This window comes from Peterkaempfera bronchialis (assembly GCF_003258605.2).
GTDB classification, from domain to species: Bacteria; Actinomycetota; Actinomycetes; order Streptomycetales; family Streptomycetaceae; genus Peterkaempfera; species Peterkaempfera bronchialis.
Map to the genome: position 1 here is coordinate 1,092,553 of NZ_CP031264.1, position 23,719 is coordinate 1,116,271.

Annotated in this window: 22 protein-coding genes and 2 pseudogenes; 8 read left to right on the forward strand and 16 right to left on the reverse strand. The window is 73.5% G+C overall.

Annotated features, from left to right (window positions below; genetic code table 11):
• The first annotated feature begins 93 nt into the window (after positions 1–93).
• The gene (locus C7M71_RS04745) at positions 94–1,623 is read left to right on the forward strand and encodes a helix-turn-helix domain-containing protein (protein WP_111495199.1); all 1,530 of its coding nucleotides are present in this window, start codon (positions 94–96) and stop codon (positions 1,621–1,623) included.
• 71 nt (positions 1,624–1,694) lie between these two features.
• Here C7M71_RS04745 and C7M71_RS04750 read toward each other — a convergent pair whose 3' ends face one another.
• A complete protein-coding gene (locus C7M71_RS04750; protein WP_114914189.1) occupies positions 1,695–2,666 on the reverse strand; it encodes a DMT family transporter in 972 nt (323 codons plus the stop codon).
• Positions 2,667–3,026: 360 nt separating this feature from the next.
• Between C7M71_RS04750 and C7M71_RS04755 the strand changes: the two genes are divergently transcribed.
• The 4 genes from C7M71_RS04755 (at position 3,027) to C7M71_RS04770 (ending at position 6,453) form a co-directional block, all read left to right on the forward strand.
• Complete coding sequence (locus tag C7M71_RS04755; protein WP_111493135.1) at positions 3,027–3,932, forward strand: acyl-CoA thioesterase; 906 nt, start codon at positions 3,027–3,029, stop codon at positions 3,930–3,932.
• Positions 3,933–4,183: 251 nt separating this feature from the next.
• Positions 4,184–4,771 carry a Rieske (2Fe-2S) protein gene (locus C7M71_RS04760; protein ID WP_175607633.1) on the forward strand — a complete coding sequence of 196 codons (588 nt, stop codon included), beginning with the start codon at positions 4,184–4,186 and terminating at the stop codon, positions 4,769–4,771.
• An 88-nt stretch (positions 4,772–4,859) separates the two neighbouring features.
• The gene (locus C7M71_RS04765) at positions 4,860–5,711 is read left to right on the forward strand and encodes a phospholipid scramblase-related protein (RefSeq protein ID WP_111493136.1); all 852 of its coding nucleotides are present in this window, start codon (positions 4,860–4,862) and stop codon (positions 5,709–5,711) included.
• 124 nt (positions 5,712–5,835) lie between these two features.
• A complete protein-coding gene (locus C7M71_RS04770; protein ID WP_162824133.1) occupies positions 5,836–6,453 on the forward strand; it encodes a TetR/AcrR family transcriptional regulator in 618 nt (205 codons plus the stop codon).
• Positions 6,454–6,626: 173 nt separating this feature from the next.
• Here the strand turns inward: C7M71_RS04770 and rpsR are convergent, their stop codons facing one another.
• The 8 genes and pseudogenes from rpsR to C7M71_RS04810 form a co-directional block, all read right to left on the reverse strand.
• Positions 6,627–6,872, reverse strand: coding sequence for a 30S ribosomal protein S18 (gene rpsR / locus C7M71_RS04775; RefSeq protein WP_111493138.1), 246 nt, complete (start codon positions 6,870–6,872; stop codon positions 6,627–6,629).
• Between the two features lie 64 nt (positions 6,873–6,936).
• The gene (locus C7M71_RS04780) at positions 6,937–8,124 is read right to left on the reverse strand and encodes a CobW family GTP-binding protein (protein ID WP_111493139.1); all 1,188 of its coding nucleotides are present in this window, start codon (positions 8,122–8,124) and stop codon (positions 6,937–6,939) included.
• 14 nt (positions 8,125–8,138) lie between these two features.
• The gene (gene rpsN / locus C7M71_RS04785) at positions 8,139–8,444 is read right to left on the reverse strand and encodes a 30S ribosomal protein S14 (protein WP_111493140.1); all 306 of its coding nucleotides are present in this window, start codon (positions 8,442–8,444) and stop codon (positions 8,139–8,141) included.
• Positions 8,444–8,680, reverse strand: coding sequence for a 50S ribosomal protein L28 (gene rpmB, locus C7M71_RS04790; RefSeq protein ID WP_111493141.1), 237 nt, complete (start codon positions 8,678–8,680; stop codon positions 8,444–8,446). The genes rpsN and rpmB overlap by 1 nt, the downstream gene beginning before the upstream one ends.
• A gap of 130 nt (positions 8,681–8,810) precedes the next feature.
• Positions 8,811–9,284, reverse strand: a complete 474-nt coding sequence (locus C7M71_RS04795) for a hypothetical protein (protein ID WP_111493142.1) — start codon at positions 9,282–9,284, stop codon at positions 8,811–8,813.
• Between the two features lie 49 nt (positions 9,285–9,333).
• Positions 9,334–10,218, reverse strand: a complete 885-nt coding sequence (locus tag C7M71_RS04800) for a helix-turn-helix domain-containing protein (RefSeq protein ID WP_111493143.1) — start codon at positions 10,216–10,218, stop codon at positions 9,334–9,336.
• Positions 10,219–10,255: 37 nt separating this feature from the next.
• Positions 10,256–10,465: a hypothetical protein gene (locus C7M71_RS04805; RefSeq protein ID WP_111493144.1), complete on the reverse strand. Its 210-nt coding sequence runs from the start codon at positions 10,463–10,465 to the stop codon at positions 10,256–10,258.
• 273 nt (positions 10,466–10,738) lie between these two features.
• A pseudogene (locus C7M71_RS04810) lies at positions 10,739–10,969 on the reverse strand (erythromycin esterase family protein); the annotation flags it as partial.
• Between C7M71_RS04810 and C7M71_RS04815 the strand changes: the two are divergent.
• A pseudogene (locus C7M71_RS04815) lies at positions 10,963–11,322 on the forward strand (TioE family transcriptional regulator); the annotation flags it as partial. The pseudogenes C7M71_RS04810 and C7M71_RS04815 overlap by 7 nt on opposite strands.
• 100 nt (positions 11,323–11,422) lie before the next feature.
• Here C7M71_RS04815 and C7M71_RS04820 read toward each other — a convergent pair.
• The 6 genes from C7M71_RS04820 to C7M71_RS04845 form a co-directional block, all read right to left on the reverse strand.
• Positions 11,423–12,664: a glycerate kinase gene (locus C7M71_RS04820; protein WP_114914663.1), complete on the reverse strand. Its 1,242-nt coding sequence runs from the start codon at positions 12,662–12,664 to the stop codon at positions 11,423–11,425.
• A 158-nt stretch (positions 12,665–12,822) separates the two neighbouring features.
• Positions 12,823–13,854 carry a TIGR03842 family LLM class F420-dependent oxidoreductase gene (locus C7M71_RS04825; RefSeq protein ID WP_111492828.1) on the reverse strand — a complete coding sequence of 344 codons (1,032 nt, stop codon included), beginning with the start codon at positions 13,852–13,854 and terminating at the stop codon, positions 12,823–12,825.
• Positions 13,855–13,954: 100 nt separating this feature from the next.
• A complete protein-coding gene (gene hydA / locus C7M71_RS04830) occupies positions 13,955–15,355 on the reverse strand; it encodes a dihydropyrimidinase (protein ID WP_111492827.1) in 1,401 nt (466 codons plus the stop codon).
• Positions 15,352–16,785, reverse strand: coding sequence for an aspartate aminotransferase family protein (locus C7M71_RS04835; protein ID WP_114914190.1), 1,434 nt, complete (start codon positions 16,783–16,785; stop codon positions 15,352–15,354). The genes hydA and C7M71_RS04835 overlap by 4 nt, the downstream gene beginning before the upstream one ends.
• A 20-nt stretch (positions 16,786–16,805) precedes the next feature.
• Entirely contained in the window at positions 16,806–17,648 is an 843-nt protein-coding gene (locus tag C7M71_RS04840; protein ID WP_111492825.1) for a nitrilase-related carbon-nitrogen hydrolase, read from the reverse strand.
• A gap of 307 nt (positions 17,649–17,955) precedes the next feature.
• The gene (locus tag C7M71_RS04845; RefSeq protein ID WP_162824134.1) at positions 17,956–18,597 is read right to left on the reverse strand and encodes a L,D-transpeptidase; all 642 of its coding nucleotides are present in this window, start codon (positions 18,595–18,597) and stop codon (positions 17,956–17,958) included.
• Between the two features lie 1,055 nt (positions 18,598–19,652).
• Here C7M71_RS04845 and C7M71_RS04850 point away from each other — a divergent pair.
• Both C7M71_RS04850 and C7M71_RS04855 read left to right on the forward strand, forming a co-directional pair.
• The gene (locus C7M71_RS04850) at positions 19,653–21,284 is read left to right on the forward strand and encodes a glucuronyl esterase domain-containing protein (RefSeq protein ID WP_111492830.1); all 1,632 of its coding nucleotides are present in this window, start codon (positions 19,653–19,655) and stop codon (positions 21,282–21,284) included.
• 222 nt (positions 21,285–21,506) lie between these two features.
• A complete protein-coding gene (locus C7M71_RS04855; RefSeq protein WP_111492823.1) occupies positions 21,507–21,755 on the forward strand; it encodes a hypothetical protein in 249 nt (82 codons plus the stop codon).
• A gap of 8 nt (positions 21,756–21,763) precedes the next feature.
• On the opposite strand, the gene C7M71_RS04860 is transcribed toward C7M71_RS04855, so the two are convergent.
• Positions 21,764–23,431, reverse strand: coding sequence for a DUF2398 family protein (locus tag C7M71_RS04860; protein WP_229758544.1), 1,668 nt, complete (start codon positions 23,429–23,431; stop codon positions 21,764–21,766).
• Positions 23,432–23,719: the final 288 nt, after the last annotated feature.

The following is a 23,719-nucleotide window of genomic DNA, read 5'->3' on the forward strand; positions in this document are numbered from 1 at the left end:
TTTCCACACAAAGCGCCACCCCTGGTTCGCCACCCCTGACCCGGCGCCACCCCCTGCCAGGTCCGCATCTCAGATGTGAGATACGGTTCTCCTGTGACAGATGACTACCTCGCTCGCATCGGCAGGCTCATCCGGGACGCCCGCAAGCACCGGGGCTGGACCCAACTGCAACTTGCGGAGGCGCTGGCCACCAGCCAGAGTGCGGTCAACCGCATCGAGCGCGGCGGCCAGAACATCAGCCTTGATATGATCGCCCGCATCGGCGAGGCGCTGGACAGCGAGATCGTCTCCCTCGGCTATGCCGGGCCGATGCATCTGCGGGTGGTCGGCGGGCGGCGGCTGTCGGGCAGCATCGACGTCAAGACCAGCAAGAACGCCTGTGTCGCGCTGCTCTGCGCCGCGCTGCTCAACTCGGGGCGCACCACCCTGCGCCGGGTCGCCCGGATCGAGGAGGTCTACCGGATCCTGGAGGTGCTCGCCTCCATCGGGGTGCGCACCCGGTGGATCAACGGCGGCCGGGACCTGGAGATCGACCCGCCCGAGCAGCTGCGGCTGGCCGAGATGGACACCGACGCGGCCCGCCGGACCCGCAGCGTCATCATGTTCCTCGGCCCGCTGATGCACCGCGCCGACCGCTTCCGCATCCCGTACGCGGGCGGCTGCGACCTGGGCACCCGCACCGTTCAGCCGCACGTCAGCGCGCTGCGCCACTTCGGCCTGGAGATCACCGCGACCGGCGGCATCTACCACGCCGAGGTCGACCGCAGCGTCTCCCCGGACCGCCCCATCGTGCTGACCGAGCGCGGCGACACCGTCACCGAGAACGCCCTGCTGGCGGCGGCCCGCCACCACGGGGTGACGGTGATCCGCAACGCCAGCTCCAACTACATGGTCCAGGACCTCTGCTTCTTCCTGGAGCAGCTGGGCGTCAAGGTCGAGGGCATCGGCTCCACCACGCTGACCGTGCACGGCGTGCCGAGGATCGACCGGGACGTGGACTACTGGCCGTCGGAGGACCCGGTGGAGGCGATGAGCCTGCTGGCCGCCGCCGTGGTCACCTCCTCGGAGCTGACGATCCGCCGGGTGCCCATCGAGTTCCTGGAGATCGAGCTGGCGGTACTGGAGGAGATGGGCCTGGACCACGAGCGGGGCGGCGAGTACACGGCCGACAACGGCCGCACCCGGCTGGTGGACCTGACGGTGCGCCCGTCCAAGCTGCGCTCCCCCATCGACAAGATCCACCCGATGCCCTTCCCCGGCCTCAACATCGACAATGTGCCGTTCTTCGCGGCCATCGCGGCGACCGCGCAGGGTTCCACCCTGATCCACGACTGGGTCTACGACAACCGGGCCATCTACCTGACCGAGCTGACCAGGCTCGGCGCGGCCGTCAAGCTGCTGGACCCGCACCGGGTGCTGGTGGAGGGCCCGACGCGGTGGCGCGCGGCGGAGATGATGTGCCCGCCCGCGCTGCGGCCGGCGGTGGTGGTGCTGCTGGCGATGATGGCGGCGGAGGGCACCTCGGTGCTGCGCAACGTCTATGTGATCAACCGCGGCTATGAGGAGCTGGCAGAGCGGCTGAACTCGGTCGGCGCGCAGATCGAGATCTTCCGCGACATCTGAGCCGGAAGCTGTGCCCCGCCCGCAGGCGGGGCACAGCTGTCATCACGTACCCGGTACAGGCCGTGGGCGCCTTACGACGAGGGACCCGCCACGCCGATGCCCTCGGCCGACGGCCTGCCGCCGCCGCCGCGCTCCGCCCTGGCCAGCACTACGATGCCGGACAGCAGCAGCGCGGTCCCCGCCAGCGCGGCCGGGGTGAGCCGCTCGTCGAAGACCACGACCCCCAGCGCCAGGGCCGCCAGCGGCTCCAGCATCATCAGCACCGACACGGTGGTCGCCCGGACCACGGTCGCGGCGGCGAAGAAGAGCCCGTACGCCAGCGCGGAGGGCACCGCGCCCAGATAGCCGAGCAGCAGCAGCGAACGCTCCAGGTGCGCCCCGGTCGGCAGCAGCCCGCCGCCCGCGCAGACCGGCAGCAGCAGCCCCGCGCCGACCACGAACCCGGCAAGCGCGGCATCGTACGGCTCACCGCTCCCGGCCGAGCCACGGCGGTGCTGGCCCAGCAGGTTGACCGACGCGCAACCCGCGGCGGAGAGCAGCGCACAGAGGAAGCCCGCCAGCGGCGCGCGGCCGGAGGCCGCCCCGCCGGAGCCGCCGAGGGCGAGCAGCAGCAGCCCGGCCACGGCCAGCGCCACCGTGAGCCCGCCGGCCCGGCCGAGGCGTTCGCCCAGCAGCAGGCGGGCGCCGACGGCGGTGAGGACCGGGACCGCGCCCATGGTGGCGGCGGTCCCCACGGCCAGCCCGGCGAGGTCCACGGCGGCCAGGTAGGAGGTCTGGAACACCGCCATGCCGAGGCCGACGGCGAGCAGCTGCGGCCGCAGCACCCGGCGGACGGCCCGCGAGCCGAGGCCCAGCAGCGGCCGGGCGGCCAGCAGCAGGACCGCGCCGAGGGCGAACCGCCAGAACGAGACGGCCAGCGGGCCGAGCCCGCTGATCCGGTACAGGGCGGTGGCGGCGGCACCGGCGGTGCCCCAGGTGGCGGCGGCGACGGTGGCGTAGAGGAGGCCCCGCCCGACGGGCAGGGCGGCGTGCGAATGCGCCATGGTGGAGGTCTCCAGGAGGTGATGGGCGCTTGCCTGCGGGTCCTGGGCGGCGGGCAGCGGCCATCGGCACGGCGGCGGCCGGAGGGCCGTTCACGCCGGGCGGGGACGCGGAGCGTCCGGGTGCGGCCCGCCTAGCGGGCCGGCGGGGGGAGAACGCCGTGGAGAGCCATGGACGCCAGCGTACAGGCCGTCGCCGAGGGGTCGGCGAGGCCCCGTCCCGGCGTCGCGACCCGTCCCGCGACCAAGAACACGTTCCACTCGCTGACCTGCCCGCCGACCCCCGCGCATCGGTGTCCGCATGAGGACCAGGGGTCATACCGGGGCGGACCGGCCGTCTGCGACGATGGCGAAGTGACAGACATGACCGACCAGTCGGCGGAGGCCGGAGCGCTGGGCGGCACCTTCCCGGAGCTGCTGCGGCTCGACGAGATAGACGAGAACCTGTTCCGTGGCCGCTGCCACGCCGGAGCCCCGCTGCGGGCGTTCGGCGGCCAGGTCGCCGCGCAGGCGCTCACGGCAGCGGGCCGGACCGTCGGCGCCGACCGCGCGGTGCATTCGCTGCACGGCTACTTCATCCGCCCCGGCGACCCCCGCCGCCCCATCGTCTACCAGGTCGACCGGGTACGCGACGGCCGCTCCTACACCACCCGGCGGATCACCGCCGTGCAGCGCGGCGAGGCCATCTTCACCCTCTCCGCGTCCTTCAAGGAGCCGGAGAAGAGCGCCGAGCGCCAGCGCACCGCGCCTGCCGTGCCCTCCCCGGCGGAGCTGCCCGACCCCTATCTCGCCTGGGCCGAGGCGGACCCGGAGGGGTATGCGCGGTCGACGGTGTCCCGCACCCTCCAGATGCGCTTTGTGCCGGACGACTCCCCCGGGCTGCCGCCCGAGGACCCGGGGATGCCCCAGCAGTTCGTCTGGCTGCGGGCCGCCTCGCCGCTGCCCGCCGACGAACCGCTGCTCCATGTCTGCGCCCTCACCTACCTCTCCGACCTCACCCTGGCCTCCACCACCGCCATGCACCTCCAGCCGCCGCGCTTCCGGCGCACCGAGCCGCCTCGGCTGACCCTGGCCTCGCTGGACCACGCGATGTGGTTCCACCGGCCGTTCCGGGCGGACGAGTGGCTGCTCTTCGCCCAGCGGAGTCCGTCCTCCTCGGACGGGCGCGGGCTGGCCATCGGCGAGTTCTACGACGCCGGGGGCGCGCTGGTCGCCTCGGCGGTGCAGGAGGCACTGGTCCGCGAGCGCCGGGAGGCGCCGGGCGGTTGAGTTTTCCGCGCCGGGCGTTTGAACGCTCGGGCGCCGGGCTCCGTATAGAGGGATGACGGCCGGTCCACCGGGCCCCGCCGAGGCCCGTCGGAGGGAGCGCCGGGCGAGGGGCCGTCAGGCCTCCGCCCCCGGTTCCCGTACCGACCGCCTTTCCGATGTCCGAGTCCGGTGTCCGAGTCCGATGTCCAAGCCCGATGTCCGAGCCCGCAGGCGCATCCGGCCGGCGGCCTCCTGTCCTCCCGGAGTCCCTGATGACCCTCACCCACCCCATCACCGAGGCCACCGCAGCCACCGCAACCGCCGAGGGGTCCGGGCAGCGGCCCGCCTGCGCCTGTGCCTCCCCCGCCGCCGAGGCGGGCGTGCCGCGCCGCACCGCGATGCTCGCGAGTATCGGCCTGGCGGCGGCGCTGGCCGCAGGCTGTGCCGCCGGTGGCTCCTCCGTGTCGTCGGCGGTCGAGCCGGGCGAGGCGCAGGGCGGCACGCAGGGCGGCCCCCAGGGCGGCGCGGACCAGGGCTCGGCACCCGCGACCGAAGGCGCCGGAGGCGCCGAAGCCGGCCGGGCGCTGGTGAAGGTCTCGGAGGTACCGGTCGGCGGCGGTGTGGTGGTCGACAAGAAGTACGTGGTGACGCAGCCGGAGCAGGGCCGGTTCAAGGCGTTCTCCGCGATCTGCACCCATGCGGGCTGCCCGGTGAACGCCGTCTCCGGAGGCACCATCAACTGCCCGTGCCACGGCAGCCGGTTCGCCATCGCGGACGGCTCGGTGGCGGGCGGCCCGGCCCCCTCCGGCCTGGCGCCGCAGAACATCACCGTGAGCGGCGACACCGTACGCCTCGCCTGACGCCGCGCTCCGGCGGGGAGCGCGGCCCCGGAATCCGCGACCGGATGCGTGTTCCCCGCTGTCGCAGGGGCGGGATACGCTCCTGGGCGTGACAACGGCAACGAATCCCCCCGGCTGGTACCCCGACCCCCATGGCGCACCCGGGCTGCGCTGGTGGGACGGTTCCCGGTGGACCGAGCACACCCACGCCGGCACCGACGCAGGCGGCATTCCCCCGCAGCAGGGCCCGCAGGACTCCTCCTCTCCCTGGGAGATCCCGATCGAGGGTGCCCACGACGCCGACCGCATCCGGCGCCAGGTGCAGCAGAAGGCCGGCGTGGGGCCGGTCTCGGGCGGCGGCGGCACCCTCTTCAGCGAACCGGTGCTGGTGGTCAACCAGAAGACCAAGCTGATCGAGCTGGCCGCGGAGTACTCGGTCTTCGACCAGAACGGCACTCCCATCGGGTCGGTGGCCGAGATCGGCCAGAGCGCGCTGCGCAAGGTCGTGCGCTTCATGACCAGCTGGGACCAGTTCCTCACCCACCGGCTGGAGGTGCGCGACGCCGCCGGGCAGCCCGTGATGCTGCTGACCCGTCCGGCGAAGCTGATCAAGTCGCGGGTGCTGGTGGCCCGGCCGGACGGCAGCCAGCTCGGCGAGATCGTCCAGCAGAACGCGATCGGGAAGATCAACTTCGCGCTGATGGTGGACGGCCGGCAGATCGGCGCCATCAAGGCGGAGAACTGGCGTGCCTGGAACTTCGCCATCACCGACCACACCGACACCGAGGTCGCCCGCATCACCAAGACCTTCGAGGGCCTGGCGCGGACCCTCTTCACCACCGCCGACAACTATGTGGTGCAGATCCACCGCCCGCTGGCCGACCCGCTGCTGAGCATGGTCGTGGCCTCGGCGCTCACCGTGGACACCGCCCTCAAGCAGGACAGTCGGGGCCTGGGCTGAGACGGCGGGGCGGCCCGCGAGGACCGGATTTCGATCAACCGGGCCGCCCCACCCGCCCACTCCGGCCAAAAGACCTGATCAGGCGGCATACTGCTGCAACATCGTTCCCCGTATCATGAGGCTTGTGTCCAAGGTTGACCTGTCGCCGCGGCCGGTCGAGGCGATGTCCCCACGCCAGCTGGAACGACGTCGGAACCTCATCGCGGCTGCCCTCTCCCTGGTGACCGAGATCGGCGTCGAGAGACTGCAGATGAAGCAGGTAAGCGAGCGCTCCGGGGTGGCACTGGGGACGGCGTACCGCTACTTCTCCTCCAAGGACCACCTGCTCGCCGCTGCCATCGCCGACTGGCACCGGTTGCTGCTCGCCGACATCGTGGCCGAGCTGCGCGGCCCGAGAGCCCCCACGGCGGTGGCCGACCGGGTGGTCCGCTATGTGAACCACGGCATGCGCGCATACCAGCGTCAGCCGCAGCTCGCCCATCTGCTGGTCTCGGTCGCCGCCTCCACCGATCCATTCGCCAGCGAGGCGCTGCACAGCATGGCCCGCGCCGACCGGGAGGCCCTGCTGGCGGTGATGCCGGATGTGCCGGCGTCGGTGCGGGACGTGGTCCAGCACATCGTGGGCAATGTCTGGCAGGGCGAGCTCACCTCATGGGTGACCGGCCGCACCACGCTGCGGGACGCCCGGCGGCGCCTGGAGGACGTGGTCCGGCTGGTGCTCACGCCGTACCACGCGGCGTAGCCCGGGGTCGGCGAGCCCGGCGCGGCCGAGCCCGGCGCGGCTGGCGAGCCCAGCGCAGCAAGGGAACGGGCCGCGCCGGTCGGAGCCCCCACGACGTCCGTTCCGGCGCGGCCCGCGACGGCACCCTCCACCGACCACGGGCGGAGGGGGCCGGGTCCGGGTGGCCCGCCGCGCTAGCGCGGCGCTCCGTTCGCGTACGGGAGCAGTGCCATCTCCCGGGCGTTCTTGATGGCGCGCGCCATGGCGCGCTGCTGCTGGACCGTCAGCCGGGTGACCCGGCGGCTGCGGATCTTGCCCCGGTCGGAGATGAACCTCCGCAGCAGGTCGGTGTCCTTGTAGTCGATGTACTCGATTCCGGCCGCAAGAAGCGGATTGGGCTTGGGACGGCGGTCCTTGGCGGCGGTACGGCGGGGCGGCATGGGCGGGGAGGGGTCCTCTCGGTGTCGGCGTCGGTGTCGGCGGGGCGGCCGGGCGGCGGTGCGGTCAGGCGACCGGGTCGAGCAGGTCGCCGAAGGCGTCGGGCAGGGACTTCCAGGCGTCCTCGCCGCCGACCAGCTCCTCGTCCGTCAGCAGGCAGGAGTCCAGCAGGTCGACCAGGCCGCCGCTGTCCAGTCCCTCGGCGGTGAAGGAGAGCTGCTGCACCCGGTCGCCGTGGACGGCGTGCCAGTCCAGGGCGGCGGCGGCCCGGCGGACCGGGGGGAACAGCTCCCAGGCGGCGTCGGGCAGCGCGGCCAGCCAGGGCCCGCACTCCTCCACCGCCAGGTTGGCCCCGGCGGCGTCCCAGGCGAGCATCAGGCCGGGCCGGTTGGCCAGCCAGAAGCGGCCCCGGCTGCGGTGGGCGGCGGGCACCAGCTGCTCCAGCGCGTCATGCAGCCGCGCCGGGTGGAGCGGCCGGCGGCGCTCCCAGACCAGGGTGGCGACCCCGGCCTCGTCCCGCTCCTGGGGGAGCAGCGCCAGTGCGGGGTTGACCCGGTCGCGGGCGGCGGCCACATCGAACCCCGCCAGGGCGGCGCGGGCCAGGGCGCCGGTACCGAGCCGGGCCGACCTGGCCGCCGGGTTGAGCTGCCGCAGGGCGGCCAGCCCGGCGTGCAGTTCGGCGGAGCCGGCCGCCGCTCCGGCGCGCGGCACAGCGAGCACAGTGGCGTACTCGATCTGGTGGGCCAGCGCCTCGGCGCGGGTGCGCTCGTCCTCGGGCGCGGTCTGCTGGCCGTGCTCGGCCAGCAGGTCGGGCACCGCCAGGTCGGGCAGCAGATGCAGCGGGTCGACCGCCGCCACCACACCGGCGATCTCCAGCAGCTCGCCGGTCTCCCGGCCGCCGACCTCGGAACCGGCGATCACCTCGGCGGCGGGGTGCGGGTCGGTGCCGCCCCAGAGTTCGACGATGGCGAGGCGGTGGCTGCCGGAGTCGGCGATCCGCACCAGTTCGGGGAGCAGGTCCTCGCGCAGGGCGCAGCAGGGGCAGTCGTTGGTCAGCGGCGCGTACGCCGACCGGTGCGGCCCGGCGGCGTCGCGCACCTCGCGGCGGACCTGGCCGTGCGGGGCCTCGGAGAGGTCGTGGTGGAGGACGATGGCGCGGTCGGTGCCGTCCAGCAGCTCCTGGACGGCGGCACGACGCGCCTCGGCGTGGACGCCGGCCACCACCACGACGGGCAGCAGGGTGTCCGGGGGCATGCGGATCGCCTCCTCTACCAGCTGGACTTGCGGACGCCGGGCAGGAACCCGGCGTGGGCCTGGTTGCGCAGATTGATCCGGGAGAGGCCGAAGGCACGCAGATAGCCGCGCGGGCGGCCGTCCACGGAGTCGCGGTTGCGCAGCCGGGTGCGGCTGGCGTCGCGCGGCTGGCGGTCCAGTTCGCGGCGGGCGGCGGTCCGCTCGGCCTCGCCGGTGCGCGGGTCCGCCAGGATGCGCTTGAGTTCGGCGCGGCGCTCGGCGTACCTGGCCACCACGGCCAGCCGCCGGTCATTCTTGGCGATCTTGCTCTTCTTGGCCATCAGATACTCCCGCCGCGAGCGCGGATACGGGCCACCGCGGCCTCCACGCCGATCCGGTCGACGGTCTTGAGGCCCTTGGTGCTGAGGGTGAGCCGGATGTGGCGGCGCTCGCTGGGCAGCCAGTAGCGGCGGGTCTGGATGTTGGGGTCGAAGCGGCGGCGGGTGCGGCGGTGCGAGTGGGAGATCGCATTGCCGAAGCCCGGCTTGCGGCCGGTGAGCTGGCAGTGGGCGGACACGGGTCCTCCGGGTCGTTCGGGTCCCGTGGGCGGGCAGGGGTGCGCACGGGGTGCCGTCCGGGCGGTGTCCCGGCGGCACTCCCCACTATAGAAAATGGTTTTCAAAATCGCCAGCCCCGCCCACCGCCGCTCAGCCGCGCGGGTCCCTGGTGGTCATCCGCGCCTTGCGCAGCGCGGCGTGCAGCCGCCTCGGGTCGGTGAGCAGTCCGCTGCCGTCCGGCGGGATCAGCCAGTGCAGCGGTCCATACGTCTGGCTCGGCAGCGGCACCCGCAGCCGACCGCCCCGGCCGGCCACCGTCACGCCGATCGGTCGCGGCCCGAACCCGGCCCAGCACTCGGCCGAGCCGGTCGGCACCAGCACGCTCACCATCGCCTCCGGGACACAGACCAGCGCCGGGCCGACGGCCCCGGCGTAGCGCAGCATGTCCAGCGCTTCCAGGCCCAGCGGGATGCGGGCGTGCACCACGTCCCAGGCCAGGCCGATCGCCAGGGCCGCCGCGCCGTCCGGACTGCCGTCCCACTCCGCCAGCGCCACCCCCGGTACGGGCGCGGCGCGCAGCAGCCAGCCGACGGCGCTGACCGCTCCGGATGTCCCTCCCGCCATGGACCCGAGCGTACGGGCATTGCTGCGCGGCGCAGTTCCAGATTGCGCCCTATTGCGAATCTTCTGCCGTGCGCGGCAGTTGCTGCGGCAGCGCGGGCCCGGCGGACAGCTCGGCCATCACCCCGGCCACGATCCGGCGGGCCGCCGGACCATAGGCGGCGGCGCCGGCGTGCCGCTCGAAGACCTGCTCGTAGAGCGCCACTTCACGCCGGTCGGTGAGGTTGAGTTCGGCGCTCCAGGTCTCGACCTGCACCAGCCGGTCGTCGAAGATCCAGAAGGGGTGCAGCGGCATCAGCGGCAGCGGCGCCCCGTCGGGGATCACCCCGAACCGCAGATTGCCCAGCGAACCGACCGCCAGCAGCCGGTCCAGCTGGCCCCGGTGCACCTCCACCGGGCAGACCCGGGTGCGCAGCGCCGCCGTGGTCAGCACGAAGTGGAACTCCTTCCCCGACTCGTACAGGGCCCGCTGACGCTCCATCCGGACCCGCACCGCCGCGCCCCCGTCGTCGGGCGTGCCGCGCAGCGCGCACAGCTGGGCGAAGAGGTGCCGGGCGTACTCGGCGGTCTGGAGCAGTCCCGGCACCACACCGGTCTCGAAGGCGCGCAGCAGCCGGGTCCTGGAGTCCAGTTCGACGGCGACCCGCTGGCGCGGGGCGTGCCCGGCCCGCAGCGAGCGGCGCCAGGAGACATAGTGGCTGTCCAGCGCATGCAGCCGGGCGGCGAGGTCCTCGGCGGCGTCGGGGGCGCCCACCGCCTTCGCCCAGGCCGCGATGTCCGCCTCGGAGGGCGTCTGCCTGCCGTGCTCGATCCGGGAGACCTTGGAGGCGGCCCAGCCGAGGTCGGCGGCGAGCTCCTTGCCGTTGAGACCGGCCTCCCGGCGCAGCCGGTGCAGCCAGCCGCCGAGCATCTCGCGCTCGCGTTGAAAGTCCGTCATGGCGACGCTCCTGACTGCCGGCCGGCCCGGCTCGGGGCTACCCGTCTCTGTCACTGCCCGGGGCGAAGGCCAGCAGTTCCCGGGGGATCTCCACCGCGGTCTCCCCCGGCAGCAGGTCCCGCAGCTGGGCGACCGTACCGGGGTCGGTGACCCGGTAGCCCTGGACGACCAGGGTGCCTCGGTCGGTGGCGTACAGGGTGGGGCAGTTGCCGTCGGTGGAGGTGGTTCCGAGGAGGGTGAGCTGCATGGATGGCGGTTCCTTGACGGTGGCCCATACAGCAATTGCCGGCTGCCAACAATTGCTAACACCGCTCCGGTACGGTGCGCAACCGATCCTGACACGGTGTGAGGTGCGAAGGGGCGCAGGCAGGGCGGATGACCCGGGTGTCACCACTGCGCTCCGGCGCGAACGCCGTTGAGGCGCGCTCCCTTTGCGCATCGGCACCACCCCCGCCGACCCCAGGGGGGCGGGCGGTGAGGGCGAAGGGGGCGGCCGGCGCTGAGCGGTCGTATGCACCGCCTAGCGCTGCGGGACGTCCTTGACGAACACGATGCCGTCGCTGTCCGCCAGATGGGCCGGGTCGAGCGGGGCGTAGCCGAACCAGGGGGATACGCGGGGCGCGGGCCGCGTGCCGCCGAGGGCGGCAGCCAACCGGGCGCGGTCGATGACGCGGCGGTCCTCCGGGAGCGCGTACAGCAGTCCTTCGACGGTGTCCGGCGGCGGCGTGTCCACTCCCTGGTGCCGCAGTGTCCGGGCCCGGCCGCACATTCATCGGGCCGCTGGCGGGGAAGCTCGGAATCCGGCCCGCGACGCTGCGCGCATGGGAGCGCGCCGGGCTGGTGCGCCCGCGCCGCGACCCGCTGACCGGGTACCGCGTCTACGACGAGGCCGACGTACGGGACGCCCGGCTGGCCCACCAGCTCAGGCGGGGCGGCTATCTGCTGGAGCAGATCGCCCCGCTGATCGCCCAGGTGCGGGCGGCCGGCGGGCTGGAACCGCTGGAGGCCGCACTCTGCGACTGGCACGGTCGGCTGTCCGCCCGGGGGCGGGCGATGCTGACCGGGGCCGCAGAGCTGAAGGCGTACCTCCGAGAACGCGGATGAGACGTCGGCCGCCAACCGGGGGGGTGGCGCCGGTACAAGTGCCCGGTGCTGCCGTGGAGGATCTTCCGCGCGAGGGTGGTCCTCGGCCCCCGGGGCGCGCTCAGCCTGCCGAGAGGTCGCGGGCCAGGGCCTCGCCGACCCGCTCCAGAAGCGGGCCGGCCTCGGCGATGCTGCGGGCCGGGTCGGGCTGAAGGGCGGTCAGGGCGTAGACCCGGAGGAAGCCGGCGGCCTCCGACTGGGCTGCGGTGAGGTCGAACCGCCCGCAGACGGCGACCACCGGCAGGCCGTGGCGGCGGGCGGCCTCGGCCACGCCGAGCGGGGCCTTGCCGTGCAGGGTCTGCCGGTCCAGCGCCCCCTCACCGGTGACCACCAGCGTGGCCTGCTCCAGGGCGTGCGCAAAGCCCAGCACCTCCAGCAGCACCTCGATGCCGGGCCGCCGTACGGCGCCCAGCGCGGCCATCGCCCCGTAGCCGGCCCCGCCCGCCGCCCCGGCGCCGGGCAGCTCGGCCGCGCGGGCGGCACCCGGCCCGGCGGCCCGGCCGAGGACGTCCGCGAACCGGGCCAGCCCCGCCTCCAGCCGGGCGACGTCCCCGGGCCCGGCGCCCTTCTGCGGCCCGTACACGGCCGCCGCGCCCTTCTCCCCGAGCAGCGGGTTGTCCACATCCGAGGCGAGCACCAGCCCGGTGTCGGCCAGCCGGGCGACGTCCCCGGGCCCGGCGCCCTTCTGCGGCCCGTACACGGCCGCCGCGCCCTTCTCCCCGAGCAGCGGGTTGTCCACATCCGAGGCGAGCACCAGCCCGGTGTCGGCCAGCCGGGCGTCCAGGCCGGACAGGTCGATGCGGTCGAGCGCCGCAAGGCCGCCCCCACCGGGCGGCAGCGGGTGGCCGGCCGCATCCAGGAGGCGGGCGCCCAGCGCGGTGAGCAGACCGGCGCCGCCGTCCGTGGAGGCGCTGCCGCCGACGCCGAGCACCACCGTGCGGGCCCCGGCGTCGAGCGCGGCGCGGATCAGCTCCCCGGTGCCGTGGGTGCCCGCGCGCAGCGGTTCCGGACGGCCGCCGGGCAGCCTGCGCAACCCGGACGCCTCGGCCATCTCGACCACGGCGGTCTCTCCGCGCAGCGCGAAGGCGGCCCGTACCGGATCGCCCAGCGGCCCGGCCACCACCGCCTCCCGGCGCGCGAAGCCGGCCGCCACGGCGGCGTCCACGGTGCCGTCGCCGCCGTCGGCGACCGGGAGCAGGGTGACCGCGATGCCCGGCTCGGCCCGCCGCAGCCCGGCGGCGAGGTGCCGGGCCACCTCGACGGCGGTCAGCGACCCCTTGAACTTGTCGGGGGCGAGCAGCAGATGCAGCGGGCGGGCGGGGCTCACGGTCGTCCTTCCGGTCCTGCGGTACGGCGGCGACCGGCGTCGGGGCGCCGGTGCGTGCCACCCTGCCAGGTGACCGGGCCCGGCGCACCGGGCAACGGTGGGGCGGGCAACGGTAGGGCAAGCAACGGCGGCGCTCAGGCGGGGGCGGCGGAGGCCACTGCGGGGATCACGGCGGCGCCATAGGCGTCGATGGTCGACTCCACGGCGTCATGCATGGCGTAGACGGCGAACTGGTCCACGCCCAGCGAGCGCAGCTGCTCCAGCCTGGCGATCTGCGCCTCGGGCGGGCCGATCAGGCAGAAGCGGTCCACGATCCCGTCCGGGACAAAGGCGGTGTCGGGGTTTCCGGCCCGCCCGTGGTGGCTGTAGTCATAGCCGTGGCGCTCCTTGATATAGGCGGTCAGCGCCTCGGGGACCATCGCGGAGTGTTCGCCGTAGCGGGCGACCAGGTCGGCGACATGGTTGCCGACCATGCCGCCGAACCAGCGGCACTGCTCGCGGGCGTGGGCGAGGGCGGCGGGCGAGTCGTCGGCGGTGACATAGGCGGGGGCGGCGACGCAGACGGTGACCGAACCGGGGTCGCGGCCGGCCTCGGCGGCGGCGGTGCGCACCGCCTTGACCATCCACTCGGTGAGGTAGGGGTCGGCGAGTTGCAGGATGAAGCCGTCGGCCTGACGGCCGGCCAGCGCAAGCGCCTTGGGCCCGTACGCGGCCATCCAGACCGGCAGCGAGGCGCCGGGCCGCACCCAGGGCAGCCGCATGGTGGTGGCGTCGACCTCGGCCTCGCGGCCCTCGGCCAGCTCCTTGATGGCGTGCATGGCCTCGCCGAGGCGGGCCAGGGTGGCGGGGCGGCGTCCGGCCACCCGCATCGCGGAGTCGCCCCGGCCGATGCCGCAGACGGTGCGGTTGCCGTACAGGTCGTTGAGGGTGGCGAAGAGGGAGGCGGTCACCTCCCAGGTGCGGGTGCCCGGGTTGGTGACCATCGGGCCGACGGTGAGCCGCTCGGTCTCCGCCAGGATGCGGCTGTAGAGGACAAAGGGCTCCTGCCAGAGCACGCAGGAGTCAAAGGTCCAGCCGTGGCTGAAGCCCGCCCGCTCCGCGCGTTTCATCCGCTCGATGAGCAGCTGCGCGGGCGGGTCGGTCTGGAGCACAAGGCCGATGTCCACGGGGTCCTCCTGGGAGGTACGGGATCGCCGGGCCGCCCGGCGGCCGGGCCCGCGAGGGGTCCGGCGGCCGGGCGCGGTCGGCGATGCGTGGCGGCTGGGGTCAGCCGAGGTACTGGCAGGTGGCGCGCGCCAGATGGCGGCCGTGTCCGGCCCGGCCGAGGTAGCGGCCGCCGTCCACGATGACGGTGCCCCGGGAGAGCACGGTGCGGGCCCGGCCGGTGACCTGCCTGCCCTCGTAGGGCGAGTAGTCGACGTTCATATGGTGGGTGGCGGCGGAGAGGGTCTGCTCGGCGGCGGGGTCGTAGACGACGAGGTCGGCGTCGGAGCCGGGGGCGATGGTGCCCTTGCGGGGGTACAGGCCGAACATCCGGGCCGGGGTGGCGCAGGCGATGTCGATCCAGCGGCGGCGGGAGATCCGGCCCTCGACCACGGCCTGGTGGAGCAGGTCCATCCGGCTCTCCACCCCGGGCAGGCCGTTGGGGATCTTGGAGAAGTCGCCACGGCCGAGCTCCTTCTGCCCGGCGAAGCAGAAGGGGCAGTGGTCGGTGGAGACCACCTGGAGGTCGCCGGTGCGCAGACCCTTCCACAGCTCGGCCTGGTGCTCCCGGGGCCGCAGCGGGGTGGAGCAGACGTACTTGGCGCCCTCGAAGCCGGGCTCGGCGAGGTTGTCGGTGGAGAGGAAGAGGTACTGGGGGCAGGTCTCGCCGAAGACGGGGAGGCCCTGGCGGCGGGCGGTGGCCAGCTCGGCGACGGCGGAGGCGGCGGAGACATGGACCACATAGAGCGGCGCCCCGGCGACCCGGGCGAGCGCGATGGCCCGGTGGGTGGCCTCGGCCTCCAGCACCTCGCGGCGGACCTCGCCGTGGTACCGGGGGTCGGTCTGCCCGGCGGCGAGCGCCTGCTCCACCAGGACGTCGATGGCGATGCCGTTCTCCGCGTGCATCATGATCAGCCCGCCGTTGGCGGCGCCCCGCTGCATGGCCCGCAGGATGCGTCCGTCGTCGCTGTAGAAGACGCCGGGGTAGGCCATGAAGAGCTTGAAGGAGGTGACACCCTCCGCTACCAGGGCGTCCATCTCCTTGAGGGAGTCCTCGCGGACGTCGGAGAGGATCATATGGAAGCCGTAGTCGATGGCGCAGTTGCCCTCGGCCTTGGCGTGCCAGGCGTCCAGTCCCTCGCGGAGCGAGCCGCCCACCGACTGGATGGCGAAGTCCACGATGGTGGTGGTGCCGCCCCAGGCTGCGGCCCGGGTACCGGTCTCGAAGGTGTCGGAGGCATAGGTGCCGCCGAAGGGCATCTCCATATGGGTGTGGGCGTCCACGCCCCCCGGGATCACATAGTGGCCGGTGGCGTCGATCTCGGTGTCGGCGGTCCAGCCGGCGGCCACCGTGCTGCCGCTCGCGGCGAGGGCGACGACCTGCTCGCCCTCGATCAGCACATCGGCCTTGACCTCCTCGGCGGCGGTGATGACGAGTCCGCCGCGAATGACGGTGCGGGTCACTGGCCCTGCTCCTTTCCGCCCACGGTGTGCTGGGCCTGACGGAGTGCCTGGACGAGGAGGCCGGCGCCCTGCTCGGCCTCGGCCGGGGTGAGCGAGAGCGGCGGCGCGATGCGCAGCGCATTGCCCTGCCGTCCGCCCTTGCCGATGAGGACGCCCAGCTCACGGGCGTACTCCAGGGTGGCCGTGGCGGCCTGCGGGGAGGGGCTGCCGTCGCGTTCCACCAGTTCCACGCCGATCATCAGCCCTCGGCCGCGCACCTCCCGGACGATGGGCAGCTCCTCGGCGGCGGAGCGCAGCCGGTTGAGCAGCAGCGCTCCGGTGGCGCGGGCGTTGCCCTGGAGGTCGTGCTCCCGCAGGTACCGCAGGTTGGCGAGGGCGCCGGCGGTGGTGATCGGGCTGCCGCCGAAGGTGGAGATGGAGTTGGCGCCCAGGCAGTCCATCACCTCGGCGCGGGCGACGACGCCGCCCATGGAGAGGCCGTTGCCGATGCCCTTGGCGAAGGTCAGCAGGTCGGGCGGCCCGGCGGCGCCATGGGCCTGCCAGCCCCAGAAGTGGTCGCCGGTACGGCCCCAGCCGGTCTGCACCTCGTCGGTGATCCACAGGATGCCGTGCCGGTCCAGCACCTCCTTGAAGGCGGCGTAGAGGCCGTCCGGGCCGGAGGTGAAGCCGCCGACGCCCTGGATCGGTTCGGCGATCAGCGCGGCGACGGTACCCTCGGCCTGACCGAGTACGTCCTCCAGGTCGGCGACGCAGGCGGCGGTGAAGTCCTCGTCGGAGAGGTGCGCAAAGGGGCCCCGGGTGCGGACCCCGCCGTGGACGTAGAGGGTCTGCAACGGGGAGAGGCTGGTGGGCGACCAGGAGGTGTTGCCGGTGATGCCCACGGTGCTGAAGGAGCGGCCGTGGTAGCTGTTGCGCATCGCCAGCACCTGGTTGGACCGCCGGAACGCGGTCGCCAGCAGCAGCGCGGCGTCATTGGCCTCGGTGCCGGAGGTGGTGAAGAAGACCTTGGCGTCGGGGATGCCGGAGAGTTCGGCGATCTGCTCGGCCAGCTCCACCATGGGCGTGGAGAGGTAGAGCGTGGAGGTGTGCAGGATCCGCCCGGCCTGCTCCGCGACGGCCTTGGTGACCTCGGGCAGGGCATGGGCGGTCATGGTGGTGAGGATGCCGCCGAAGAAGTCCAGGTAGCGGCGGCCCTCGGCGTCCCAGACATGGCGGCCCTCGCCGTGGGTGAGCTCGATCGGCTCCCGGTAGTAGGTCGCCAGCCAGGAGGGGGTGACCGCGCGGTGGCGGGCCAGCAGGGCGCGGTGCGGGCCTGCGGGCGGGGGGTGGGCGGCGTCGGGGCCGGCGGTGTGCGGGTCGGCGGGGTGCGGGTCGGCGGTGTGGGGGTCGGCGGTGTGGGGGTCGGCGGTGTGGGGGCTGGTGGCGTTCATACGGCTCGGCTGCCCCTTCGTCATGCCTCGGTGAGCGGCCCGTACGCGTCGGGCCGGCGGTCGCGGTAGAAGGCCCAGCCCTGGCGGACCTCCTGGATCAGGTCGAGGTCCAGGTCGCGGACGACCAGCTCCTCGTCCTTGTCGGAGGCCACCTCGCCGACGAACCGGCCACGCGGGTCCACGAAGTAGGAGGAGCCGTAGAAGTCGTTGTCGCCGTACTCCTCGACGCCGACCCGGTTGATGGCGGCGATGAAGTACTCGTTGGCGACGGCGGCGGCGGGCTGCTCCAGCTGCCACAGGTACTGGGAGAGGGAGCGGCTGGTGGCGGAGGGGTTGTACACGATCTCGGCACCGGCCAGGCCCAGGGCACGCCACCCCTCGGGGAAGTGCCGGTCGTAGCAGATGTAGACGCCGACCCTGCCGACGGCGGTCTCGAAGACCGGCCAGCCGAGGTTGCCGGGCCTGAAGTAGAACTTCTCCCAGAACCCCTTGACCTGAGGGATGTGGTGCTTGCGGTACTTGCCCAGGTACGAGCCGTCGGCGTCGATGACGGCGGCGGTGTTGTAGCAGAAGCCCGACTGCTCGATCTCGTACACCGGCACCACCAGGACCAGGGAGAGCTCCTTGGCGAGCGCCTGCATCCGCACCACGGTCGGGCCGTCCGGGACGGGCTCGGCCCACCGGTAGTGCTCCTCGTCCTGCACCTGGCAGAAGTAGGGCGCGTTGAAGACCTCCTGGAAGCCCATGATGCGGGCCCCCTGTGCGGCGGCCTCCCGGGCGTACCGCTCATGCGTATCGATCATGGAATTGCGGTCGCCCGTCCACTTGGTCTGGACAAGGGCGGCGCGGACGATCCTGGACACGAGGCCCCCTCAACTCCACCGACCGCCGAGCGGGCGGCGGTTTGCTGGTCGGGTAGTGCGCAGCGGTGCGGATCTACGTGCGTAGACGCTAGGGCGGACGACCTGGGGATGGCAATACGCCCGTCGCAACCGAGAGAAGACGATCACGTTGGCCACCTCCGTGACCACTCCCCATTCGAGTGAATTCAGAATATGTCCGGCTCCTGCCCGGCCGCCAGCATCGTCGCACCGCACGGCGGACCGCCCGCCGGACGCGATGCGGGCCCGGCCGAGCCGGGCCCGCATCCTGAGGTGCTGTGAGGGGGTGTCAGGGGCCGACGGGGCCGCCGCTCCGGCCGGTGCCCTGGACGATCACGATGTCGCCGGGGCGGCTGAAGTTGTAGAACCACTCCGCGTCGGCCACGCTCAGGTGGATGCAGCCGTGCGAGATGTCCTCCGAGCCGATCGTGTGGTCCCACGGCGCACCGTGCACGAAGAGCCCGCCGGAGGTGAGCCGCACGGCCCAGGGGACCTGGAGGTCGTAGTAGTCCGGGCTGTCCGGGTCGCAGGTGATGCGGGCGCTGCACGAGGTCATCTCGATGACCGCGTCCTTGCCGAGCACCCGGTAGGTACCCGACGGGGTGCGGAACCTCGGCTGGCCGAAGCCCACCGGGAAGACCGCCACCGTCTTGCCGTCCACGGTGGCCCGCAGTTGGTGGGTGGCGGCGTCGATCGTCGTCACGTGCGACGTGGCGTACTCGGTGCTGCCGCTGCGGTCCGTCCCGCTCGACGCCGCCGCCGGGGTGGACGCCGCCGCCGGGGCCGCCGCCGTCCCGCCGCTGCCTCGGGAACCGGCGGCGGAGTGCCCGCCGGTGGCCGCGACCGCCGCTCCTGCCCCTGCCGTGAGCACGGTGGCCAGCGCGCTGGCCACGACGGCGCACCGCAGTGCGCGAAGCCGTTCTCTGGTCATCCTCATCACCACCCGTGGTTCTGGCGGCCGGCCGCCGACTGTCCCTGCGACGCTGCCGCCGATGCCTGCCTGGTCGGTTCACTGGCGAGAGATGGTCGGGTGTGAGCGCTCCTGTGCGGGCGGGGCCCTGCCTATGGAGCGGGACAGCGTGGGGAGGTCTTCACCCTCCGGGTCGGTTCTCAAGCTGACCGTACGCGACCTCCGGTACCCCCGCATCACGGAGCCACCCGAGCCCGACGGCCGCCGCACACCACCCCCGCACTCCACGGCATGGCGACCATCGCCGAGCCCTCGCCCCGGCGGCTCGGCCGAACGCCCGCTGACGCACCGTCAGCGAAGCCTTTCGGGCGCGGGCTTGACACATGCGGTGATCCGCCGACCGCTCCAAGCCGCTGCCACGGTCGAAATCGGCCGGGGACGACCCCGCCCGCCATGCGCCCGCCGCTTCCTGGACATCCCCTGTGGGCTCGTTCGCCCTACTCCGGGGCGGCTGCCATCGCCCCACCCTCGGCGTTCGAAAGTTTCGGTCACCTTTCCGAAAGTGGCCGAAAGTTCGTGTTGCGTAAAGCCGCAGGTGGCGGATGGTGTGGCCGGTTTCCGCCCATCCGCCCGGCTTGAGGGGCCGTCGCACGTTTCGAAAGAGGGCCAGAACAGCCAACCTGAGTGGTCCATGTCCCACGTGTTGTCATGCTCTGGACCCCTTCCTAATCTTGGGAGCACTCCCAACCTCTTTGGCACCTCTGCCAGGCACGATCTGCGACCCCCGACTGGCTGGTACCGGCCGGTGCCTGACCGCATGTCGACCGGGCGGGGTCCGTTCCCGTCGACCGCGCGTCTTCCTCTGGAGGTCCCCCATGCACTTTCTTCGGTATCGATATCGGCCCCAGGTGTGGGTAGCCACAGCCCTGGTGGCCGTGGTGAGCCTGGCAACCCCTCTTCTCGCCCCGCAGGCGGGTGCCGCCGACAGATCTGTCGCCGCCGCGCTGGCGGGGTCCGCCGTCGAAAACGACGGCGCCGACTGTGCCGTCTCCAACGGCTCTTCAGCGTCCACCTCCATGCTTCCCGACCCCTTCAAGAAGCTGAACGGCACGCGGATCTCCACCAAGTCCGACTGGCGGTGCCGCCGGGCTGAGATCAAGGATCTGGCGGAGAAGTCCATCTATGGTCCGAAGCCCGCGAAGCCTGCCAGCGTCACGGGAACGGTCTCGTCCAGCAACATCACGGTGAATGTGACGGACCAGGGGAAGAGCAGCAGCTTCTCGGCGACCGTCAGCCTGCCGAGTGGTTCCGGTCCTTTCCCGGCCATCATCGTCCTGGGCGGGCTCGGCGCGGACACGGCCACCATCAAGGCAGCCGGTGTCGCCATCATCAGCTACGACCCCTACACGGTCGGGCGTGAGGGCACGGCGCGGAACAACAAGCAGGGCGCCTTCTACAGCATCTACGGCCCCACCAGCAGCACAGGGCTGCTGATGGCCTGGTCCTGGGGCGTGAGCCGGATCATCGACGTCATCCAGCAGTCGGGCGGCAACGTCCTCAAGGCGGATGCGACCGGCGTCACCGGATGCTCGCGGTTCGGCAAGGGCGCCATCGTGGCCGGCGCGTTCGACCAGCGCGTCGCGCTGACCATGCCGATCGAGTCGGGTTCCGGCGGTGTTCCGATCCTCCGAGGGATTCCCGGAGAGAACGGCGCCCAGCCGCTGAGCAGCGCCTACACGGAGCAGCCGTGGCTGGGCGACGCGTTCAACTCCTACACGGGCAACCCGAACGCGCTGCCGGTGGACACCCACGAGGTCGTGGCCATGGTCGCGCCGCGAGGTCTCTTCATCATGGAGAACCCTGCCGTCGACTGGCTGGCCGCCAAGTCGGGAAGCGTGGCGGCCCTGGGTGGAGCCGAGGTCTACAAGGCGCTCGGCGTGGCGAGCAACATCACCTACTGGTCCGACGTCCAGGACGGGACCCACTGCGCTGTCCGGCCCGAGTGGAAGACCCCGCTGCAGCAGAACATCCAGAAGTTCCTGCTGGGCACGGGCAACGGCTCCGGTGTGATCAGGATCGCCCCCAGCAAGTCCGGCAACCTGGCCTCGTGGCGGGACTGGCAGACTCCGACCCTGAGCGACGACGGTGGCAGCACCACCGGAGGTAGCACGGCAGGCACCACGGCCGGCACCACCGCGGGCACGACCAGCGGCACCTCGTCCGGTACGACCAGCGGCACCTCCGCAGGCACCACGGCCGGCACGACCAGCGGCACCTCCGCCGGTACGACCAGCGGCACCACGGCCGGCACGACCAGCGGCACCACCGCCGGTACGACCGCAGGCACGACCAGCGGCACCACGGCCGGCACCACCGGAGGCAGCACGGGCGGCACCGGCACCAACGGCACCTGCACCGCCACCTACCAGACCATCAGCAGCTGGCCCGGCGGACTCCAGGGCGAGGTGTCGGTCCGCAACAACGGCACCAGCACGCTCAACAGCTGGACCGTCGGTATGACCCTGGCCTCCGGCCAGACCATCAGCAGCCTCTGGAACGGCGTGAACAGCGGGACCAGCGGATCCATCACCGTGCGAAACAGCCCCTACAACGGCACCATCACGGCCAACGGCACCACCACCTTCGGCTGGACCGCCACCGGCAGCTCCGCCGCCGCGCCCAGCAACATCACCTGCACCAGCGCCTGATCTCCCCCAGCACACGCCCCACCGTTCCCGCCCCGGCAGCCATGCACCACGCCGGGGCGGGAACGCTGCGTTTACCGGTCTCGACCTTCACTCCATCGGGTGGTTTCGGGATATATCGCCTTGCTGTACTCGCCTAGGGGCCTACCGTCCGACGCTCATCGACCGCTCGGATTTCACAGGCTTGTCAGGACCGTTTAACAACGCTCTGGAAGGCTTTCCCCCATGGCAGAGAACCGGAACCGCGATTCGCACCTCACCCTGGTCGCCCCTGCGACGGTGTCCGCAGGGGGCGGCGCCCTCCGGCGCGCGGGCGTCGGCTTCCCGCTCCCCCGCCGCCATCGTCGGCTGCTCGCGACCACCGGCACCACGGCGGCGGTGCTGCTGGGCGCCCTCTCCGCCGGGACGGCCCTGGAGAGCCTGCACGGCAGCCCGGCCGACGCCTCGGCGGCGGCCCCGGTCACCGCCCGCTGACTCGGGGATCAGCCCAGGTCGGCCAGGATCAGCTGCGGGGTCCGGCGGGCATGGCGGCCCGGCCGTCCCTCCTCGGTGTCCGCCGGGGGCGCATAGCGGGCAGCCGGGGCCAGCAGCACCCAGCCGGAGGTGGCGGCGCCGCGCGCCCCGCGCACATCGGTGGCCGTACGCGCCCCGGCCTCGGGACTCCGCTCGGCCCGCTCCGTGTCGGCGCGGACCGGACCGGCCGGCGCCATCAGGTGCATCCGGTGCAGCAGGTCCAGGACGTCGCGGCGGAGCGCCGACCGGTCGCTGAGGTACCCGGCCTGCCAGCCCGCCCGGCCGCCGTACTCGTCGGCGATGTCGCCGAGCGCCCCGTCGATGGCCGCGTCCGGCACCGGCACCCCGATCACCGGTCCCACCGCCGTCCGGGAGACGGGGTCGCCCGGCACCGGACGCAACTGCTCCACCAGCCGCTCCGCCAGCAGCAGCGCCGCCCGCGCGGGTGAGCCCGCGCCGGGCGGCTCCAGGTCGGAGAGTTCGTCGGCCGGGTCCAGCAGCGCCACGCCCTCGGCCCGGATCTCGACCTCCAGGCCGAGGAAGTCGGCGAAGGACTCCCCCTCGCGGCGCTGCCGGGTACGCAGCCAGCCGCGCTCGCGGTCGGTCAGCTCGTCCAGCAGCACCACGGGTGTCTCGGCGAGCCGCCGCCGCACATAGATCCGCTCCCCGCCCGGCCCCGGGTCGGCGGCGCGGCGCACCAGGTCCGCCCCGTCCCGGCTGCCGGCCAGCGGGCCGGCCACCAGCAGCCGGGCCACGGCGTGGTCCACCACGGTCTCGCCGTCCCGCTCGACCATGATCTGACGATCGGTCAGCGCTGCCAGGGCGTCGGCCAGCTGAGGATCGGCGACCGCTTCGGGCTCCAGGCCCGCCCCGGCCGCAGCTTCCCGGATGGCCTCCCGGACGGCTTCGCCCAGCTCGGCCGACGGCAGCCGGGCGGGGACGTCCGGCAGCACCGAGAGGGCCAGCGCCAGGCAGGCGTAGGAGCGGGGGGTGAACAGCGCACCATCGCCGGGGCGGCGGAGGCCGCGTCCGCAGCCGCTGCCCAGCCCCGCCTTGAAGAGCCGGGCGCCGGTGTCGTCCACCAGCAGCCGGTAGCCGAGGAACCGTCCGAACCGCAGGGCCAGCGCCTCCGCGTGGCGGCGTATCTGCGGCAGACTGCCCGCCCATGGACCGGCGGCGGTGATCAGCGGGTGGGCCAGCAGCAGCCTGGCCGCCGCCCGCCGCTCCGCGCTCTCCGAGTCGTCCCGGCCGCCGCCCGCCGCCGGGCGGAGCGGCCGGGCGTGGCGGGGGTTGCGGGCTGCCGTCCCGGCCCGCTGCGGACTGGGCACGGGGAGGTGCGCGGCCCGGCCGCGCGGGCTGCGGGCCGCGCCGTCGCGCAGCGCCGCCGGGACGGGGGCGGGGGCGGTCGGGCCGTGCCACCAGCTGGTGTGGGCGGGCACGGCGGTACCGGGGCTGTCCGGGGCGATGCCCAGGTGCCGGGCGCCGTACAGGCCGAACGCTGCGGCGAACAGGTCGTGCGCGCCCTCGGGGTCGGCCACCTCGAACCAGCGGGCGAGCCGCCGCAGGTCCTCCGGCGTGGTCTCGCTCTCCAGCCCGGTCGGCTGCATCACGTCCCCCGCCTGCCCGTACTCGTCCATCGCGGGTCAGCCTAGGGGCAATGACGGTGACTTAGCGACCTCCGGCGGGGGCGGCCGGAGCCTGCTCCGCAGGCCGGCGGGCGGTGCCCGGCCGCAGCCGCCCGCCGTCAGCCGCGCTGCGCGCGGGCGAGGGAGGCATCCACCTCATCGCGGCGGGCCAGCGAGGGCTGCGCAGCCGCACGCGGGTGACGGGCGCAGCCCGGCATAGCCGAGACGCCGAAGGCCGACCGTCAGCCGCGCTGCGCGCGGGCGAGGAAGGCATCCACCTCATCGCGGCGGGCCAGCGAA

Bases quoted from the DNA above. Each gene is read 5' to 3' on its own strand.
- rpsN (WP_111493140.1), bottom strand. From the start codon at position 8,444: ATGGCCAAGAAGAGCAAGATCGCCAAGAATGACCGGCGGCTGGCCGTG.
- C7M71_RS04845 (WP_162824134.1), bottom strand. From the start codon at position 18,597: ATGACCAGAGAACGGCTTCGCGCACTGCGGTGCGCCGTCGTGGCCAGC.
- C7M71_RS04860 (WP_229758544.1), bottom strand. From the start codon at position 23,431: ATGGACGAGTACGGGCAGGCGGGGGACGTGATGCAGCCGACCGGGCTG.
- C7M71_RS04795 (WP_111493142.1), bottom strand. From the start codon at position 9,284: ATGGCGGGAGGGACATCCGGAGCGGTCAGCGCCGTCGGCTGGCTGCTG.
- C7M71_RS04760 (WP_175607633.1), top strand. From the start codon at position 4,184: ATGACCCTCACCCACCCCATCACCGAGGCCACCGCAGCCACCGCAACC.
- C7M71_RS04805 (WP_111493144.1), bottom strand. From the start codon at position 10,465: ATGCAGCTCACCCTCCTCGGAACCACCTCCACCGACGGCAACTGCCCC.
- C7M71_RS04800 (WP_111493143.1), bottom strand. From the start codon at position 10,218: ATGACGGACTTTCAACGCGAGCGCGAGATGCTCGGCGGCTGGCTGCAC.
- C7M71_RS04835 (WP_114914190.1), bottom strand. From the start codon at position 16,785: ATGAACGCCACCAGCCCCCACACCGCCGACCCCCACACCGCCGACCCC.
- C7M71_RS04850 (WP_111492830.1), top strand. From the start codon at position 19,653: ATGCTTCCCGACCCCTTCAAGAAGCTGAACGGCACGCGGATCTCCACC.
- rpsR (WP_111493138.1), bottom strand. From the start codon at position 6,872: ATGCCGCCCCGCCGTACCGCCGCCAAGGACCGCCGTCCCAAGCCCAAT.
- C7M71_RS04855 (WP_111492823.1), top strand. From the start codon at position 21,507: ATGGCAGAGAACCGGAACCGCGATTCGCACCTCACCCTGGTCGCCCCT.
- C7M71_RS04780 (WP_111493139.1), bottom strand. From the start codon at position 8,124: ATGCCCCCGGACACCCTGCTGCCCGTCGTGGTGGTGGCCGGCGTCCAC.
- C7M71_RS04750 (WP_114914189.1), bottom strand. From the start codon at position 2,666: ATGGCGCATTCGCACGCCGCCCTGCCCGTCGGGCGGGGCCTCCTCTAC.
- C7M71_RS04755 (WP_111493135.1), top strand. From the start codon at position 3,027: ATGACCGACCAGTCGGCGGAGGCCGGAGCGCTGGGCGGCACCTTCCCG.